The organism is Virgibacillus pantothenticus (genome assembly GCF_018075365.1).
Taxonomy (GTDB): Bacteria; Bacillota; Bacilli; order Bacillales; family Amphibacillaceae; genus Virgibacillus; species Virgibacillus pantothenticus.
This window is the reverse complement of the sequence record NZ_CP073011.1, coordinates 2,639,431-2,656,375: the sequence shown is the minus strand read 5'-3', so window position 1 is coordinate 2,656,375 and position 16,945 is coordinate 2,639,431. Positions and strand designations below refer to the sequence as shown.

15 protein-coding genes and 1 pseudogene are annotated in these 16,945 nt (G+C 36.0%); 10 read left to right on the top strand and 6 right to left on the bottom strand.

Features of this window, described 5'->3' with window-relative positions; translation table 11 throughout:
• The first annotated feature begins 49 nt into the window (after window positions 1-49).
• On the top strand, window positions 50-1,066 hold the full coding sequence (locus KBP50_RS12440; protein WP_050353501.1) for a LacI family DNA-binding transcriptional regulator: 1,017 nt from the start codon (window positions 50-52) through the stop codon (window positions 1,064-1,066).
• Between the two features lie 64 nt (window positions 1,067-1,130).
• Here KBP50_RS12440 and KBP50_RS12435 read toward each other — a convergent pair whose 3' ends face one another.
• From KBP50_RS12435 to KBP50_RS12420, 4 genes are all read right to left on the bottom strand, one after another.
• Window positions 1,131-2,456 carry a 6-phospho-beta-glucosidase gene (locus KBP50_RS12435; RefSeq protein ID WP_050352263.1) on the bottom strand — a complete coding sequence of 442 codons (1,326 nt, stop codon included), beginning with the start codon at window positions 2,454-2,456 and terminating at the stop codon, window positions 1,131-1,133.
• Window positions 2,446-2,757 (bottom strand): hypothetical protein, encoded by a 312-nt coding sequence (locus KBP50_RS12430; protein WP_050352264.1) that lies wholly within the window; start codon window positions 2,755-2,757, stop codon window positions 2,446-2,448. Before KBP50_RS12430 ends, KBP50_RS12435 begins: the two co-directional genes overlap by 11 nt.
• Before the next feature lie 220 nt (window positions 2,758-2,977).
• The gene (locus KBP50_RS12425) at window positions 2,978-4,243 is read right to left on the bottom strand and encodes a PTS sugar transporter subunit IIC (protein ID WP_050352265.1); all 1,266 of its coding nucleotides are present in this window, start codon (window positions 4,241-4,243) and stop codon (window positions 2,978-2,980) included.
• Between the two features lie 20 nt (window positions 4,244-4,263).
• The gene (locus tag KBP50_RS12420) at window positions 4,264-4,569 is read right to left on the bottom strand and encodes a PTS sugar transporter subunit IIB (RefSeq protein WP_050352266.1); all 306 of its coding nucleotides are present in this window, start codon (window positions 4,567-4,569) and stop codon (window positions 4,264-4,266) included.
• Window positions 4,570-4,738: 169 nt separating this feature from the next.
• On the opposite strand from KBP50_RS12420, the gene KBP50_RS12415 reads away from it, so the two are divergent.
• The 4 genes from KBP50_RS12415 to KBP50_RS12400 all read left to right on the top strand — a co-directional run bounded on the left by KBP50_RS12415 (window position 4,739) and on the right by KBP50_RS12400 (window position 8,166).
• Window positions 4,739-5,062 carry a PTS lactose/cellobiose transporter subunit IIA gene (locus KBP50_RS12415; RefSeq protein WP_050352267.1) on the top strand — a complete coding sequence of 108 codons (324 nt, stop codon included), beginning with the start codon at window positions 4,739-4,741 and terminating at the stop codon, window positions 5,060-5,062.
• Window positions 5,063-5,077: 15 nt separating this feature from the next.
• On the top strand, window positions 5,078-6,160 hold the full coding sequence (locus tag KBP50_RS12410) for a DUF871 domain-containing protein (protein ID WP_050352268.1): 1,083 nt from the start codon (window positions 5,078-5,080) through the stop codon (window positions 6,158-6,160).
• Between the two features lie 166 nt (window positions 6,161-6,326).
• Window positions 6,327-7,190: an N-acetylmuramic acid 6-phosphate etherase gene (murQ, locus tag KBP50_RS12405; protein ID WP_050352269.1), complete on the top strand. Its 864-nt coding sequence runs from the start codon at window positions 6,327-6,329 to the stop codon at window positions 7,188-7,190.
• Window positions 7,177-8,166, top strand: a complete 990-nt coding sequence (locus KBP50_RS12400; RefSeq protein ID WP_072742082.1) for an N-acetylglucosamine kinase — start codon at window positions 7,177-7,179, stop codon at window positions 8,164-8,166. Before murQ ends, KBP50_RS12400 begins: the two co-directional genes overlap by 14 nt.
• A 152-nt stretch (window positions 8,167-8,318) precedes the next feature.
• Here the strand turns inward: KBP50_RS12400 and KBP50_RS12395 are convergent.
• Window positions 8,319-8,553 (bottom strand): annotated as a pseudogene (locus tag KBP50_RS12395) (transposase); the annotation flags it as partial.
• A 559-nt stretch (window positions 8,554-9,112) separates the two neighbouring features.
• Here KBP50_RS12395 and nagZ point away from each other — a divergent pair.
• The 4 genes from nagZ (at window position 9,113) to KBP50_RS12375 (ending at window position 14,091) form a co-directional block, all read left to right on the top strand.
• Window positions 9,113-10,729: a beta-N-acetylhexosaminidase gene (gene nagZ / locus KBP50_RS12390; RefSeq protein WP_139325393.1), complete on the top strand. Its 1,617-nt coding sequence runs from the start codon at window positions 9,113-9,115 to the stop codon at window positions 10,727-10,729.
• Window positions 10,730-10,999: 270 nt separating this feature from the next.
• Entirely contained in the window at window positions 11,000-12,307 is a 1,308-nt protein-coding gene (locus tag KBP50_RS12385; protein WP_072742084.1) for an ABC transporter substrate-binding protein, read from the top strand.
• A gap of 80 nt (window positions 12,308-12,387) precedes the next feature.
• Entirely contained in the window at window positions 12,388-13,254 is an 867-nt protein-coding gene (locus KBP50_RS12380) for a carbohydrate ABC transporter permease (RefSeq protein ID WP_050352273.1), read from the top strand.
• 12 nt (window positions 13,255-13,266) lie between these two features.
• Complete coding sequence (locus KBP50_RS12375; protein WP_050352274.1) at window positions 13,267-14,091, top strand: carbohydrate ABC transporter permease; 825 nt, start codon at window positions 13,267-13,269, stop codon at window positions 14,089-14,091.
• Window positions 14,092-15,388: 1,297 nt separating this feature from the next.
• Here the strand turns inward: KBP50_RS12375 and KBP50_RS12370 are convergent.
• Window positions 15,389-16,444, bottom strand: coding sequence for a dipeptidase (locus KBP50_RS12370; protein ID WP_050352275.1), 1,056 nt, complete (start codon window positions 16,442-16,444; stop codon window positions 15,389-15,391).
• 275 nt (window positions 16,445-16,719) lie between these two features.
• On the opposite strand from KBP50_RS12370, the gene KBP50_RS12365 reads away from it, so the two are divergent.
• The gene (locus tag KBP50_RS12365; protein WP_050352276.1) at window positions 16,720-16,941 is read left to right on the top strand and encodes a hypothetical protein; all 222 of its coding nucleotides are present in this window, start codon (window positions 16,720-16,722) and stop codon (window positions 16,939-16,941) included.
• The last annotated feature ends 4 nt before the right edge of the window (window positions 16,942-16,945 follow it).

Here is a 16,945-nt window from a genome sequence, read left to right as displayed (position 1 = left end):
AACAAACAGAGATAATGAAAATGAAAAGAGTAGAGGGTGAGATATGGCAATGGTGACAATTAAAGACGTAGCAAAGGCGACAGGTGTTTCACCTTCTACTGTTTCCAGAGTAATCGCAGACAACCCGCGAATTAGTCTTGACACCAAAAAGAAGGTTAGAAAAGCAATGAAGGAATTAGGATACCATCCCAATGTAAACGCAAGAAACTTAGTAGCTAAATCGACGAAAACAATTGGCGTTGTAATGCCTTCATCTGCAGACAAATCTTTACAGAACCCATTTTTCCCTGAAGTATTGCGTGGGATTGGTACGATCACACATGATTTGCAATATTCGATGATGCTATCGAGTGGGGGAACAGAAGAAGAAATGTTCGCTGAAGTGGAGCGAATGGTCTATGGCAGTTATGTGGATGGAATCATATTACTTTATTCGCGAATGAATGATCGAATAACGGATTTTCTGCGGACAAAAGGATTTCCATTTGTTATGGTGGGAAAACCATATGATCATGTAAATGAGATCACCCATGTGGACAATGATAACTTTAAAGCTGGGAAAGAAATAACGAATTATTTAATCGAACAAGGTCATGAGCGCATTGCCTTTATCGGTGGGTCAAGAGATCTCATTGTCACCATGGATCGTGAAAACGGTTATGAAGCGGCCTTAAAAGAAGCAAAGCTTCCAGTGAGTGATGCATATAGTATTCATAGTGAATTCCTTAAATCTGGAGGAAGAGAAGCGGTAGAGCAATTATTGCAACTAGAACATCCTCCAACTGGGATTGTGGTGAGTGATGATTTAATGAGTTTAGGTGTATTAAGTACTTTGGAAGAGTTAGGCTATGATGTTCCAAATGATATTTCATTAGTAAGCTTTAACAATGTGTATTTATCCGAGCTAACAAGTCCCGCGTTGACAACCGTTGATATTCAAATTTACCAGCTTGGTGCACAATCAGCGAAAGCATTAATTGAAAAAACGCAATCTGATTTTGCGCCTGAAAAACGGATTATTATTCCTCATCAAATTGTTTATAGAGATTCTGTAACTTCAAAATAACCAAAAATAAAAACATGCGCTGAAAGAATGTAGTTACATTCTTTTTGACGCATGTTTTTTAAATTCAAGAACTAAAATTGAATTGTGGCAAATAGGCTTTATGTGCTTCAAGTAATTCGTCAAGAATTACTTTTGCTTTTTCATCATCGGTTATTAAAGGGTTAATGCATAAAGCTAACAATGCTTTTTCATAAGAACCTGTTATAGCGGCTTCAATTGCGGTAAGCTCAAAGGACTTAATTTGCTGGATAAGTCCATTAATAGAGAATGGCAGACGCCCGACAGCTAAGGGAATTGGCCCGTTATTTGTTACTGTACAGTTAACTTCAACTACGGTGTCGTTAGGAAGACTGGAGATTGCTCCATTATTCACAACGTTGAGAGTCTGAATGTCTCCTTTATTATTATAAATCGAGGATATAAGGTCACATGCCACATTACTATAGTATGCTCCTCCTCTTTCCGCAAGCTGAGGTGGTTTGATATTTAGATTTGGGTCCTTGTACAGTTCAAATAATTTATTTTCCAGCTCTTTAACTACTTCTGCCCTTGTTTTTCCTTGTTCGAATTCTTTTTGCTCCTTAGTTAATATTTCGCCAGTTTTATAATAATAACGGTGATAAGGAGATGGAATCATGTGTAGTGCTTTAATAAATTCTCCCTCCCAAGGTATAGGTGCTATATTGTTCATAGACAATTGATTTTCAGGATTTGCCAATAATTCAATGACTTTTGTTAATTTTGATTTACCATCTACGAATACATCTATACCATAAGACATATGGTTTAGTCCTGCAAATTTAATCTGAACTTTTTCTACAGGCACATTTAAAAGGTTTGCAATGGTTATTTTCATATTAATGGGCACATTACAAACACCAACTACCTTTTTATGGTTACTATGCTTGATTATTGCTTCAGTCACCATGCCTGCTGGATTTGTGAAATTAATCAACCAAGCGTTAGGACAAAGTCTTTGCATGTCTTCAGCAATGTCCATTAGTACTGGTATTGTACGGAGTGCTTTAAATAGACCGCCGGCTCCATTTGTTTCTTGGCCGATCATTCCGTGTTTAATCGGTATTCTTTCATCTTTAATTCTTGATTCTAAAAGTCCGACTCGTATCTGTGTAGTGACAAAATCGGCATTTTGCAAAGCAGCTTCTCTATCTAAAGTTAAGTGCACATCCATAGGTAAATTTGCTTTTTTAACCATTCTCCTTGCTAAGTTCCCTACAATGTCAAGCTTTTCCTTGCCAGCTTCAATATCGACAAGCCATAGTTCCCTTACTGGTAATTCATCATATCGTTTAATAATTCCTTCTACAAATTCCGGCGTATAACTGGAACCACCGCCAATGGTGACAAGTTTAATACCTTTAGTATCCAAAAATATCTCCTCCAAAAACAAAGATGATTAATGCGCTTGATAACAGCCCTATAATAATCGATAGTACAATTCTTTTGTTGAAATACGTTTTTTCAGCGGGCTTACCGTCTACTTTGGTCAAAACGAGCATACTGCCGATAGATGAAGAAATTGTACAAGCGATAAAGAAACTAGCCGTTTTAGTAATACCAATTCCCATGAAAAGGGCAGGGAGTATCAATAATCCTATAATGGTTATAGACATAAATACAAATACCCCTTTAAAACTAATTCTAGGAATTATTCCTTTTGATTGAATCATATTTTCACCTCATCTAGATTTAAAAAGAAAAGAGAACTTTGCTATTCTCTTTTCTTTTTATAGCTGTAAAGGAACTATAAAATATACGGCTGTGATAATTTTAATGAGATACAGCTGTAGTTAGGCTTCGGATCAAAGCCTTTCTAAATAATGTTTCTCCTGAAATAATGAAACTCCAAAGCTTGAGAGGCTTGTCCAAGTGCTCTTTACATTTTTGTTCCTATTCTTCGCCTTGTTCCATGGCTATCATTTTCTTATCGTACAGTTTTAAGAAAGGCGTGTAGATGATTACAGAAATAGTTATATTAATAAGTACTAATACAACTGCCCGCCAATCTCCACCTGTAGATAAGTATGCACCAATGGGAGCTGGTAATGTCCAAGGCGGCATAATGTACGTAGGGGTTACTAACCCAAAGGATGTTGCAAAATACGCAAGGGTCGCTGTAACAATTGGCGTTATAATAAACGGAATGATTAACAACGGGTTAAGAACAATTGGTGCCCCAAAAATGACCGGTTCGTTTATATTAAATAAGCTAGGAACAATCGTTGCTCTACCCAAGTTTTTCATGTATTTAGATCTTGCGAAAAGTAACATAGCAATAACTAAACCTAATGTAGCTCCTGAACCTCCAATCCAAATAAACCATTGAAAAAAAGTTTCAGGTGCAATATGTGGAATGGTAGAAGCTCCATCAGCAACTGCTTCTGAATTGTTCACAAGGTAGACTTCCCAAAGCGGTCTTGCAATGGAGCCTACGACAGAAACTCCATGTATACCAAATGACCAAAAGAAAGTAATGAGAAATACGGGTACTAGTACACCGACTAAACTATCACCTGCGGTAACTAGTGGTGCAACTAATTTATCAACCAAATGATGTAAATTTACACCCATTAAAACAGTAATTGTTGACATTAAGATAATAACTATTGCAACTGGAATAAGTGCTTCAAATGAACGTGAGACCGAAGAAGGTACTGATTCAGGCAATTTAATCGTTATTTTTTTGTGTTTACAAACTCTAAATATTTCTACAGCTAGTATGGAGACGATAATCGTTACAAATAGTCCGTGTCCACCAAGGTACTGCATCGGCAGAACAAAACCTAGTTCATCGAGAGCAGTAGGTGTAAGGGTTAATAGTAGTGCTGCAACGGCGATTTGTGCTCCTGATAATGGATCGACTTTATAAGATTTAGCAAGATTATATCCAATACCAAATGCTATGTATAATGACATAATGAACATTGTCATTCGATATGGAATTAAAATTTCAGCAGCGTGCTCTGTAGCCCATTGTGTAATTGCCCAATCTTGTGGTAATGGTGGGAAGGCAAAGATCAAAAAGAAAGATCCCACAATGATAAAAGGTAGTGCAGAGATAACCCCATCTCTAATGGCTAGTAAATGACGCTGTTCAGATAAACGTGCCATAGGAGCTGAAAGTTTATTCTCCAGAAAGTCTACAAATTTACTCAAAACAATCGCTTCCCTTCCCTTTATTTGATGAGTTCATTTAAAGCTTTGAATAGTAAAGGACCACCTAAAGGCGTGTAAGCTTGTGGTGGAATGGCTCCGCACGGAATCCCCGCTTCGTCAGCGTGTACTTTGACTTGATCAAAGCGATGCTTAATTTGTGGAGCAACCATACATACATCCCAATCTTTTTCCATTTCCTGTTCAACTTCACTTGTTCCAATCGCATGAACTTCTATTTCTTGCCCATGCTTTTTCGCTTCCGTTTTTAGCGCTTTAACGACAATTGCACTAGACATACCGCCAGAACATACAAATAATACTTTCATTTTTTTAGCCTCCTCAATGATAAGTGAATAAAATGTTGAAATGTGAAAAGGGTTTCACTTAACTTGATTATATAGCATCTGAAAAATAAATTCAATATAAAAAATAAAAACTTAAAATTTTATTTCAAGTATGATATGATAAAATCAAACAGCTTAGGAGGTCAATCAAATGAATTTAGAAATGGAAATTTTCGCTATCATTTCTCATGGTGGGGATGCGAAGGCAACTGCCTATAAAGCTTTAGAGCTAGCTTATGATGGTGCATTTAATGATGCTGAACAAACATTAAAGGAATCACAGGAGCAATTAACTAAAGCGCATAATACGCAAACGAAATTAATTCAACAAGAAATAAATGGTGAAGAAGTGAATATGTCATTATTAATGGTTCATGCCCAAGATCATTTAATGACATCCATTAGTGAAATATCATTAATTGAACAAATGATTAAAATGTTACAGCGGATTCAGCGATTAGAAGAAAAAATATAATATAGGGGTGATTAGATGAGAAATTTGGGGATTTCTATATACCCAAACCATTCTAAAATGGAAGATGATCTGGCTTATATTCAATTAGCACATAAATATGGATTTACTCGTATTTTTACATGTCTTTTATCAATGGAAGGCGATTTCGAAAAAATTATAGAACATTTTAAACAAACCATTCGCTTCGCTAAGGGATTAGGTATGGAAGTGATTTGTGATATTAATCCACGAGTTTTTTCCGAATTGAATATATCTTATAATGATTTATCATTTTTTAATGAATTAGGTGTCGATGGGATTCGCCTGGATCTCGGTTTTACGGGAAATGAAGAAGCTCAAATGACGTTTAATCCATACTATTTAAATATTGAAATTAACATGAGTAATGCAACGAATTATTTAGACAATATTATGAGTTATCGTCCTAATAAGGAAAAGTTAATTGGCTGCCATAATTTTTATCCACATAGGTATTCAGGTCTTGCATACGATTTTTTCATTCAGTGCAGTAAAAAGTTTAAACGATATGGTTTAAGAACAGCAGCATTTGTGTCTTCTTCCGAGGCAACTTTTGGCCCTTGGCCTATCATGGAAGGTCTTCCTACTTTAGAAATGCATCGTACATTACCTATCCAAGTACAAGCGAAACATCTATGGGCGACGAATTTAATTGATGATGTAATAATTGGAAATGCCTATGCTTCAGAAGAGGAGTTAAAGAAATTAAGTAATCTTCATCGAGAAAAAATTATTTTTTCAATCAAAGCGGAAAAAGGTATTTCTGATCTCGAACAAAAGATCATTTTTGAAGAACCGCATTTCTATCGTGGTGATGTATCCGATTATTTAATCCGTTCGACTCAAAGCAGGGTGAAATATCGAGGACATTCATTCCCTGTACATCATACACCAAATATAAAGCGGGGAGATATTATTATTGAAAGTGACTTATATAAGCAATATGCTGGGGAGTTGCAAATTGCATTAAAGGATATGGAGAATTCCGGTAAATCTAATGTGGTTGGTCGAATACTAGAAGAAGAACTAATACTTCTTGATCATTTGCAGCCGTGGGATAAATTTGGTTTTGAAGATTAACGAACCAATACAGAGCTTTATATACGCATGGAAATGATGTATCCATAATCATTGGTGAAGATTTTGATTAAGTTCTGCGTCTAATATGTTTTGCTAGAAATTGCTTATTTAAGCGTTTTATTAAAAAGTAATGATGTAGTTTAATGTCGAAGAGAGGGTCTTTTATATGAATTTAGATCAAATGTCTGTTAAAGAAATTATGGTTCGCATGAATAATGAAGATAAGTCGGTTCCAGTAACTGTAGAAAAAGCGTTTCATCAAATTGAGCCAGTTATTCAAAAGGTAACTGACACAATTAAGAATGGTGGCAAGATTATTTATATGGGGGCAGGAACAAGCGGAAGGTTAGGTGTGTTAGATGCTTCAGAATGCCCACCTACTTTTGGGGTTAGTCCGGATTTATTTACTGCTTTAATTGCCGGCGGAGAAAAAGCAATTAGACAAGCAATAGAAAATGTGGAGGATTGTGTAGAAGCAGGAGAAAATGATGCTAAACAGCATTTATCAGAAAAAGATTTTTTAATCGCTATTGCTGCAAGTGGTCAGACGCCTTATGTTATTGGAGGAATTAATCAAGCCAAAAAGCAGAATATTCCTACTGCTTGTATTGTGTGTAAAGAAAACACGAAGATCAGCCAATTAGTTGATTATCCTATTGAACTAATTGTAGGAGAAGAAATTATTCAAGGCTCTACTCGTTTAAAGGCAGGAACAGCTCAGAAATTAGTATTAAATATGATATCCACTATTTCCATGATTAAAAACGGGAAAGTGCATGACAATTATATGGTTGACGTTCAAGCAACGAATCAAAAATTAAGAAATAGAGCTATTTCTATCACCCAAGAAATTGCGGACGTTGATGAGGAGGAAGCAAGAAGGGCTTTACAAAATTGCGATTTTAACTTAAAGGCAGCTATTCTTACTAGTATGTTTCAAATGAAATCGGACGAGGCCTGTTATATATTAGAGAATAATAACAACCATTTACGTCAAGCGATAGATACTATAAAAAGTGAAAGGAAATAAAGGGGAAATGGAATATATAATTGGAATTGATGGTGGGGGAACAAAAACACATGTAGTAATGGTTGACATAGAAGGTAGTACAGTGGTTAATTTTGTAACAGGTCCTTCCAATGCAAATGTAGTTTCTAAAAGGGAATTGCAACAAACGTTTACTTCAATATTCCATCGTATAAAAGAACAGTCACCTGTTGCATTTGATAATGTGGCATGTGTTTATGCAGGTGTTGCTGGATCAGGTAGTAAGAAGACGAAACAGCAGTTAGCAAATATTTTGTCACCATTAGTTCCTTCGAATAGTAAATTGTATTTGGAAATCGATGCGTTGAACGCGTTATATTCGGGTACCTTTGGTGATCCAGGTGTCGTTCATATATCAGGAACAGGTTCTGTAGCTTATGGAGTAAATAAGGATCAGCAAAAAGATCGAGTGGGGGGCTGGGGGCACTTGCTTGGAGATGAGGGAAGTGGATACAGTATAGGGAGACAAGGTATTTCTGCTGCTTTGAAATTTCAAGATGGCAGAGGCGAAAAAACAATGCTATTGGACATGCTTTATGAACATTTTCGAGTTACTAACGCCCGTTCTTTGATTGACTATATCTATTTTGCAAATGATGTAAAGAAAACGATTGCAATTGTAGCGGAAATCGTCTTTAGAGCTTATAAGCTTAATGATCGTATTGCAAGCCAAGTAATGGATAATGCTACGGATGAAATAGTAGATCACATCGTAACACTTTATCGGAAATTGTTTACAGAAAAAGAAGCAGTGAAAGTAGTTCTTTGTGGCGGGATTTTTAAGAATGAAGATGTAGTATTACCAATGGTAAAACGAAAATTGGAAAAGTATAAACATTTTCAAATTATATTACCTTCACTCCCACCAGTTTACGGTTCCGTAATTGGGGGGATGAAACAACTTGGTGTACCGATTACTTCTGATATGATCAAGATAATGAAGGAAACCAATAATTAAACCAATAAAGTAATAGGAGGAGATTTCGTTAAATGAAGGGTGGATTATTCATTTTAATGATATGCTGAACTTTGCACCCCATTAGAGCAAAAATCGCTAAATAAATTTTAGGAAAGTGATAATGGAATGTCCTTTTGATTCAATGATGGCATTTTCGCATTGTCAATACATTTGTACTCGCTGCCTTCTAATCGATGTTTTTGGTAAAGGTAGTAACGACATTGAAAAGCAATCATCGTAGAGAGCAGAATATGAATAAGCGTTCCGTATAAATGACAATAAAAACGCTCTGTATTCATAGCCCTTACCTCATCAATCTCAAAATAACGATTTCCATGTTTTAAAAAGAATCTCCACTTGCCAACGCAAGGAACAAATGGGGTACAGTATATAAGTTGTGTTATCTCCCACTTCAAGAGTTGGATAATCTGTACAGCAACAAGTTGGGAGATAACAGTACCTAAGTGCTCTATTTCGTAAGAGGCCTTTAGGTCATACCATTACGGTACTAACAAGCCGGGTGGGGATGAATGAAAATCCCCACTGATTGAAGATTCATTTTATTGTTTGTTTTTTTAATCAGCCATTTTAGTTATGTCAGCTTCTTTTAAATTCAACAACTAAAATTGAAAGCTAAACTATGGCTTTTTTGCTTGTAGAGGAACCTGGTTTTCTACAAGCTTTTTTGTTTGAACCAGTTAAGTAAAGCTGAATCGTTTTTTGACAAATAAACGATTCATATCTATATTGTATAAATACCCCTGCTAACCCTCATGCCGTATTTAGTCGTTAATTCATTTCATTCTATTATTCTTTTGTTCTGTTTTGAATAAATACATTAAATTAGGTTACCCCTGAAAAAAGAAAAGTTTTTATTCCTTATAATAATATTGTTGAAAATTTGTAATGAAGTGCAAGTTATGAAATTATATTTCAATAAAATAAGTTGGCTATTAAAATAATATTTGATATACTTAGATTTAGTGAAAGGGGTTACAACATTTTGGAGGTTACTATGAAAAATCTATCTGCATGGTCTTTAGACGAAAAAATTGGTCAGTTGTTAATGGTAGGTTTTAATGGAACTCATCTTTCAAGCGAAATTATCGAATTAATTTCTGAAAAGAAAATAGGTTCTGTTATCCTGTTTTCCCGAAATATTAGATCAGAAGGGCAAATAAAAAGTTTAACAAGTGCGATTCAAAACATAGCACAAGATAGTTGTCATTATCACCCAATTCTTATTGCTACTGATCAAGAGAATGGGGTTGTGAGCAGACTACAGCATTTAACACCACTTCCTGGAAATATGGCATTGGGAGCTGTAAATGATCTTAATATTACTAGGAAAGTAAGTCTAGCTACAGCAAATGCTTTAAGACAAGTAGGTATTAATATGAATTTAGCGCCGGTTTTAGACGTTAATAATAATCCCTCTAACCCTGTTATAGGAACTCGCTCGTTTGGGGAAAACAGTAATCATGTTGCAAAGCATGGTATTGCATTTTTGAAAGGTCATCAGGCAGAGAAGGTCTATGTTAGTGCTAAACATTTTCCTGGTCATGGGAATACCTCAACGGATTCTCATATAGAATTACCAGTAGTATCTAACTCACTAGAGGAATTAAAACAAATAGAATTAAGACCTTTTATGGAAGTAATAAAGAATAATGTGGATAGCATTATGGTAAATCATGTCCATTATAGTTCGCTAGATGACTCGGTAACTCCAGCTTCCCTATCAAAAAATATTGTGTATAGGTTGCTAAGAAATGAATTAGGTTTTGAAGGAGTAATATTAACAGATTGCTTAGAAATGAATGCAATATCAGAAAGTGTAGGAGTGGGCGGTGGAGCAGTTAAAGCTTTACAAGCAGGGGCTGATATGATTATGGTTTCTCATACATATGAAGCACAGCTAGAAGCAATATCAAGTATTAAACAGGCTGTACAAAAGGGAACTATTACTATTGAACAGATTAATCGATCAGTAAATAGGATTTTTAGATTAAAAAGTAAATACTCTGATATTAAAACTACTATTAAAATAAACAATGAAGAATTATCTCGGCTCTCTTACAGTAAAGCAATTAGTGTAGTCCATCACTCTGGTATATTACCGATTAAGGAGAATGAGAAGATTAGTGTTATTTGGGTGAGTGACAACAGTTATACAAAGGCAGAGGATAACCAGGTGAAGCAGTTATCTGTTAAAGCGTTTAATAAAAATGATATTTTTTGCGAACATGTTGTAGAAAATACTACCCCAGTGAAGGAATTAGAACAGGTGACAAATGAAGCGATAAAAAGTGAATACATTCTATTATTATTTAATGCTAATGCAGTATCGGATTCAATTCAAAGCATGGTGAATATTTTTTTACAAAAAAATAGAAAGCTAATTGTTTTTGCTTTAAGAAGTCCTTATATATTATCTGATTTTTCTTCACAGGTAACTAAATTAGCGGTTTACGACTTTAACCAAAATGCAATTCAGGCTGCTTTAAATATAGTAGCAGGAAAGACTAAACCAACCGGGGTAACCCCTGTTACTATAAAATAATATAAATTTATCCCGCATATAAGATGCTGTAAGGCTCTCACTTCACTTCAGGAGTTGGATAATCTGTATTGCAACAAGTCTAACTGGGAGATAACAGCATCTAAATGACCTATTTCGTAAGAGGCCTTTAGGTCATACCATTACGGTCCTAACAAGCCGTGGGGGGATGAATGAAAGCCCCGCTGATTGAAGATTAACTTTATTTAGGAGGTGATGTGTTTTTATCCTTTGTGTAGAAGCATTTATTACTAATTTGAAAGGGGTTAAATTATGATGAGAAAAAAAGCTAAATTGATTTCGTTATTATTTATTATTGCATTCGTTCTTATTGTAAGTGCTTGTGGGAAAGAGGAGACGAAAGAAGACGGGAATAAGCAGAATGACGATTCTAAAGAAGAAATAACTTTAGAATTTTGGACCATGCAATTAAAACCGACTTTTACTGATTACATCGAAGGAGTTATAGCAGATTTTGAAAAAGAAAACCCAAATATAAAAATAGATTGGTTGGATGTTCCGGCTGCAGATTTAGATAAAAAAATTCTATCTGCTGTGAGTACTGATTCTGCACCAGACGTAGTTAACTTAAACCCAACATTTGCTTCACAATTAGCTCAGTTAGATGCTCTTGTTAACATGGAAGAAGCAGTGGCAGATGAAGATAAAGATAAATATGTAAAGGGAGCGTGGGAAGCAAATCGTATCAAAGATATAACATTTGCGATTCCTTGGTATTTATCTACAGAAGTGACTTTAAATAACAAGCAAATTTTTGAAGAAGCAGGTTTAGATATTAAAAACCCACCTTCAACCTTTGAAGAAGCGAGGGAAGCTTCTGAAATAATCAAAGAAAAAACTGGAAAATATGGGTACTTCCCATCACTTGATTTATCGTTAGTATTGCAACATATGGTAGTAAATGGTGCAGAATTAACGAATGAAGATGGAACGAAGGCAGCTTTTAACTCTAAAGAAGGATTGGAAATGTTTGAGTATTTTACAGAGTTATATAAAGAAGAATTAATACCTAAAGAAGCATTAACAGGCGATCAAAGAGAAACCATCGATATGTATCAAGCTGGGCAAGTAGCATTTTTTGCAGGATCACAATTTATATCACAAATTAAAGAAAATGCTCCAGATATTTATAAAAATACAGTACCATCAGAAGCAATAACAGGTAATTCAGGCAAAAAAACTATGAGTGTTCAAAATGTGGTGGTTCCAAAACAAACAAAGCATGAAAAAGCTGCAGTTCAATTTGCTTTGTTTTTAACGAATGCTGAAAATCAACTTGAATTTTCGAAGTTAACACCAATTTTACCATCTTCTCTGGAAGCATTAGAAGATCCGTATTTCACGGAGGCTCCTGAGGGCGCAGAAGCAAGTGATCTAGTTCGAATTACGTCTGCAGCTCAATTAGAAGATGCTGAATTGTTAGTGCCACCTATGGAAAATTATGATGAACTAAGACAGTCTATGTATGATGCAATATCAGAATCCATGCTAGGGAAATTAAGCCCTCAAGAGGCTTTAGATAAAGCAGAACAAGAATGGAATGAAATTTTAAGTAAATAGATGATGAAAAAAGAGGGAGATGCCTCTCTCTTTTTTCTACATAATAGTTACCAGATTGTTGATAAAAAGGGGGGCTATTAATGCGCACAAATAAAATAACACCGTACTTATTTCTATTACCTGGCTGTATTATTCTCGGAGCCTTTATTTTTTATCCAATGCTTCAGGCAATATGGATGAGTTTTACAGATTATAACATGATCACAGAACCTGAATTTGTAAAATTAGATAATTATAAGAATTTATTTAATGACGAGTTATTTTGGAAAACACTAATGAATACTTTTTTGTATTTAATATGCGTCGTTCCAGCATTAGTAATCATTCCAATTTTTCTTGCTGTATTAGTAAATCAAAAATTAAGAGGAATTGCATTTTTCAGATCCGCTTATTATATCCCAGTTGTAACTTCTTTAGTAGTGGCTGGGATTGCTTGGGATTGGGTGTATAAAGAAAATGGTTTGTTAAATTATATGTTGGATATTTTAGGGATTATTTCAGAACCAATACCTTGGCTCACTTCCACGGATACTGCATTATTTGCTGTGATGGTTGTTACTGTATGGAAGGGGCTAGGTTATTATATGATTATTTATTTAGCGGGCTTACAATCCATACCTTCTAATTTATATGAAGCAGCACAAATCGATGGTGCAAATTGGTGGCAGCAAGTAACTAGAATTACAATTCCTATGTTGATGCCGTTTGTATTAATTGTTTCCATTATGTCATCCATTGCAGCGATGAAAGTATTTGAAGAAATTTATGTGATGACGGGTGGCGGACCACTCCATAGTTCGGAAACATTAGTGTTTTATATATATACGGAAGCTTTTGATCGGTTAAATATGGGGTATGCAAGTGCAGCAGGAGTCATTTTATTTTTATTAACCTTGGTATTTTCTATTATTAACTTAAAATTTATGGGCAAAGATAATACCAAATAGGAGTGATACATAATGCAAAGCTTTATAAAAAAAGTGTTTTTATATCTCTTATTGAGCGTGGTTACATTATTTATGATTGGCCCATTTCTATGGCTATTAGCAACTGCATTAAAATCGGGAAGTGAGAATATCTTTCAATACCCTCCAAAGCTACTTCCTGAAAATCCTACTTTAACTAACTTTGGTAAAGTAATGGATACATTTCCGTTTTGGAGATATTTATGGAACAGTGTAATTGTTGCAACACTTACAGTAGTATTAAACGTTTTATTTTGTTCACTTGCTGCGTATCCATTGGCAAGGATGAGGTTCAAAGGTAGAAATACAATATTTATATTAATTATCACTACAATGATGATACCTTTTCAGCTATTAATGATACCTGTGTATATTATTTCATTAAAGTTAGGGTTACAGAATACGTATTTAGGTATGGTATTACCTCACGTTACGACAGCGTTCGGCGTGTTTTTGATGAGGCAGGCTTTTAGTACCTTACCTGTTGAACTAGATGAGTCTGCTAGAATGGACGGTGCTAATAGCTTTCAAATATGGTTACGCGTATTAATACCGCTTGTAAAACCGTCTATTGTAACATTGACAATCTTTACTTTCGTATCAGCCTGGGGAGATTTTTTATGGCCATTGATTATTGTAAATGACCAAAATATGTTTACTTTACCACTTGGACTAAATATGCTTTCTGGTACATTTACATCTGATTGGAGACTGATTGCTGCTGGTGCAATTATATCAATGATCCCTATCTTAGTAATTTTCCTTTCATTACAACGCTTTTTCATAGGTGGAGCAATGAAAGGTGCAGTTAAGGGGTGAACTCGTTCGCAATTCTAGGGAGAAAATATTATAGAGATTTATCTCTTAAATTGGAAAAATTGGTGCAGGGTTCAATCATGAAAATGAAACTTTGTTTAGAAACACAAGCTCGTGTAATGGTTTTTCTTTTAAACTCTAGTTGCCTATATCTTACAAGAGTAAACGACTTCAGTACTTTAGAATACGCTGAAGTCGTTTTTTATTAAACGATAAGAAGTATAAAATTAGGTGCTTGTGGATAACGAAATAACCGACTAGCCACGTCCGCGCATGAGCCCAGCAACTATGCGACTTTAGAAATGCGCCCTACGATAAGTCCTCATCGGTTCTTCCCTAAGGGGAGGGCCGACTAAAAACGGGCTAGCCGCTCAGGCGTCGGCATACCCCTGTTTTTAGTGGCATGATTCCTAAATCTTTAGTTGATTCGTTCCATTCGCTACGTTGCTAAACGGGCGCTTGCGCCTTTGTTCCACTATAGGAAAGTATAAGATTTGTTGCTTTGGGATAAGGGAATAACTGAATAGCCACGTCCGGCTTCAGCGCCCAGCAACTAGGCGACTTTAGAAATGCGCCCTACGATAAGGCCTCATCGGTTCTTCCCTAAGGGGAGGGCCGACTAAAAACGGGCTAGCCGCTCAGGCGTCGGCATACCCCTGTTTTTAGTGGCATGATTCCTAAATCTTTAGTTGATTCGTTCCATTCGCTACGTTGCTAAACGGGCGCTTGCACCTTTGTTCCACTATAGGAAAGTATAAGATTTGTTGCTTTGGGATAAGGGAATAACTGAATAGCCACGTCCGGCTTCAGCGCCCAGCAACTAGGCGACTTCACGAAATCGCCCTACGATAAGTCATCATCGGTTCGTTACCTCACCGTGATTCCTTTATCTCAGTTGATTCGTTCCATTCGCTACGTTGCTAAACGGGCGCTTGCACCTTTGTTCCACTATAGGAAAGTATAAGATTTGTTGCTTTGGGATAAGGGAATAACTGAATAGCCACGTCCGGCTTCAGCGCCCAGCAACTAGGCGACTTCACGAAATCGCCCTACGATAAGTCATCATCGGTTCGTTACCTCACCGTGATTCCTTTATCTCAGTTGATTCGTTCCATTCGCTACGTTGCTAAACGGGCGCTTGCACCTTTGTTCCACTATAGGAAAGTATAAGATTTTTTTGGTTTATAGTATAAGAAAAACAAAGGCTTCCGCCATAAGACTTGGCGACAAGCCAAGTTTTTCTAATGAGCATTGATAGAGAAAAAATATTAGATAACAATAAAACAGGTTTTAGTACTAGTTAATCCTTCCACGTTCTCCCCAACACACGCACCCAATTTTCGTAGGCTATTTTCCTCGTTTCTTTTTCTGTAAAACCGGCAGCCTTTAAGCGATCTACCAATCGTGGTAAGCCTGTAACATCTTTCAGGCTGTCGGGTACTCTTGTACCGTCAAAATCGGATCCTAGTGCGACGTGATCGACTCCGTAATTGTCGGCTATATAAGAAATATGTTCTACGATTGTATCAAGTGGGATGTTCGTATCAAACTGCCCATCTGCTCGTAGCATATTTATGGCATAATTAATGCCCACTACTCCATCACTATCTTTAACTGCTTGAAGCTGTTCATCTGTTAGATTACGTGAAATCGGGCAGATAGCGTGAACGTTTGAGTGTGTGGCAACAATCGGAGCGTCACTTAAGTGAACAACATCCCAGAATCCTTTTTCATTTAAGTGTGTTGTATCTATCATAATTCCCAGCTGATTACATTCTTTGACTAAACGCTTCCCAGCATCGGTTAAACCGCCACCAATATTCGGAGTGGAAGGGTAGCGGAAAGGAACACCTTCTCCGTATTGGTTGGGTCTGCTCCATACGATGCCTAGTGAACGTAAACCAGCTTGGTAAAACACATGAAGCGCATGGAAATCGGTGTCGATTGCTTCAGCACCTTCGATATGGAAAATGGCAGCCAATATTTGTTGTTTTAAACAATCAGTCAATTCTGCTTTGCTTTTCACTACTTTTAACGCTCCGCTAGAGGCTGTTTCAAGTTTGAATAGAATTGCGGCAAGAGCATTTGTATAATTCAATGCATATTGCTGATTAATTGGAGGCGGTAGCGGCATATCGTACCCTGTTTTCGTCAAATGTTTTTCGGGTTCTACGTGATAGTTTTCATTTGGTGTAAAAGCGGCAAAAAAACCTCCACCAAGCTTGCCTTTTTTGGCACGTGGAAAATCAATATGCCCAAAGGCGTTTTCATTAAAAAATACCATGTCACTGTCTTGAGACTGATGTAATTTTAATATCGTATCGTTATGCCCATCAAATATAGGAATATCCTTCATTATTGAAACCCCTTCCCATTAAATAATTTATTGCTTTCCATTTTACCATGTTGAATAACAGTTAAGTAGTCTAAAAAAACAACTAACCCTATGGAGAGTGGTCGAATTATACTTATTTATACCTATACTTCTGGAGGTAAATCCTCCGAAATACACTTGTTGATCTATTGATCAGTTGATAGTCTGAAATTAATAAAGTACCTTGTGTGACATCAAATTATCTTATTGTATTTACTTGATATTCTGAGCTTATAAGGTAAGAGGGGGGAACTAGTTTGAATCTGGAGCAGATGAGTGAGCTGTTACATACGATGAATCATATGATCGACGAACTGGATAATATACGAGCAGGTAGTCAACAAGTAGATCGTCAATGTAAAGATTTAGAAATTCGAGCGAATGCTATGAAAGAAGATATAAATGATTTAGAAGAAGGTCTGCATTATTTAGAAGGAAAATTTAAAATGATAAGGAAAGTCGACATATCTCCCGTTTAATCTC

What these genes read in the sequence shown, in the direction of transcription:
- KBP50_RS12440 (WP_050353501.1), top strand. Translation starts at nt 50, where the DNA reads ATGGTGACAATTAAAGACGTAGCAAAGGCGACAGGTGTTTCACCTTCT.
- KBP50_RS12430 (WP_050352264.1), bottom strand. Translation starts at nt 2,757, where the DNA reads ATGATTCAATCAAAAGGAATAATTCCTAGAATTAGTTTTAAAGGGGTA.
- KBP50_RS12420 (WP_050352266.1), bottom strand. Translation starts at nt 4,569, where the DNA reads ATGAAAGTATTATTTGTATGTTCTGGCGGTATGTCTAGTGCAATTGTC.
- KBP50_RS12415 (WP_050352267.1), top strand. Translation starts at nt 4,739, where the DNA reads ATGAATTTAGAAATGGAAATTTTCGCTATCATTTCTCATGGTGGGGAT.
- KBP50_RS12410 (WP_050352268.1), top strand. Translation starts at nt 5,078, where the DNA reads ATGAGAAATTTGGGGATTTCTATATACCCAAACCATTCTAAAATGGAA.
- murQ (WP_050352269.1), top strand. Translation starts at nt 6,327, where the DNA reads ATGAATTTAGATCAAATGTCTGTTAAAGAAATTATGGTTCGCATGAAT.
- KBP50_RS12385 (WP_072742084.1), top strand. Translation starts at nt 11,000, where the DNA reads ATGATGAGAAAAAAAGCTAAATTGATTTCGTTATTATTTATTATTGCA.
- KBP50_RS12380 (WP_050352273.1), top strand. Translation starts at nt 12,388, where the DNA reads ATGCGCACAAATAAAATAACACCGTACTTATTTCTATTACCTGGCTGT.
- KBP50_RS12375 (WP_050352274.1), top strand. Translation starts at nt 13,267, where the DNA reads ATGCAAAGCTTTATAAAAAAAGTGTTTTTATATCTCTTATTGAGCGTG.
- KBP50_RS12370 (WP_050352275.1), bottom strand. Translation starts at nt 16,444, where the DNA reads ATGAAGGATATTCCTATATTTGATGGGCATAACGATACGATATTAAAA.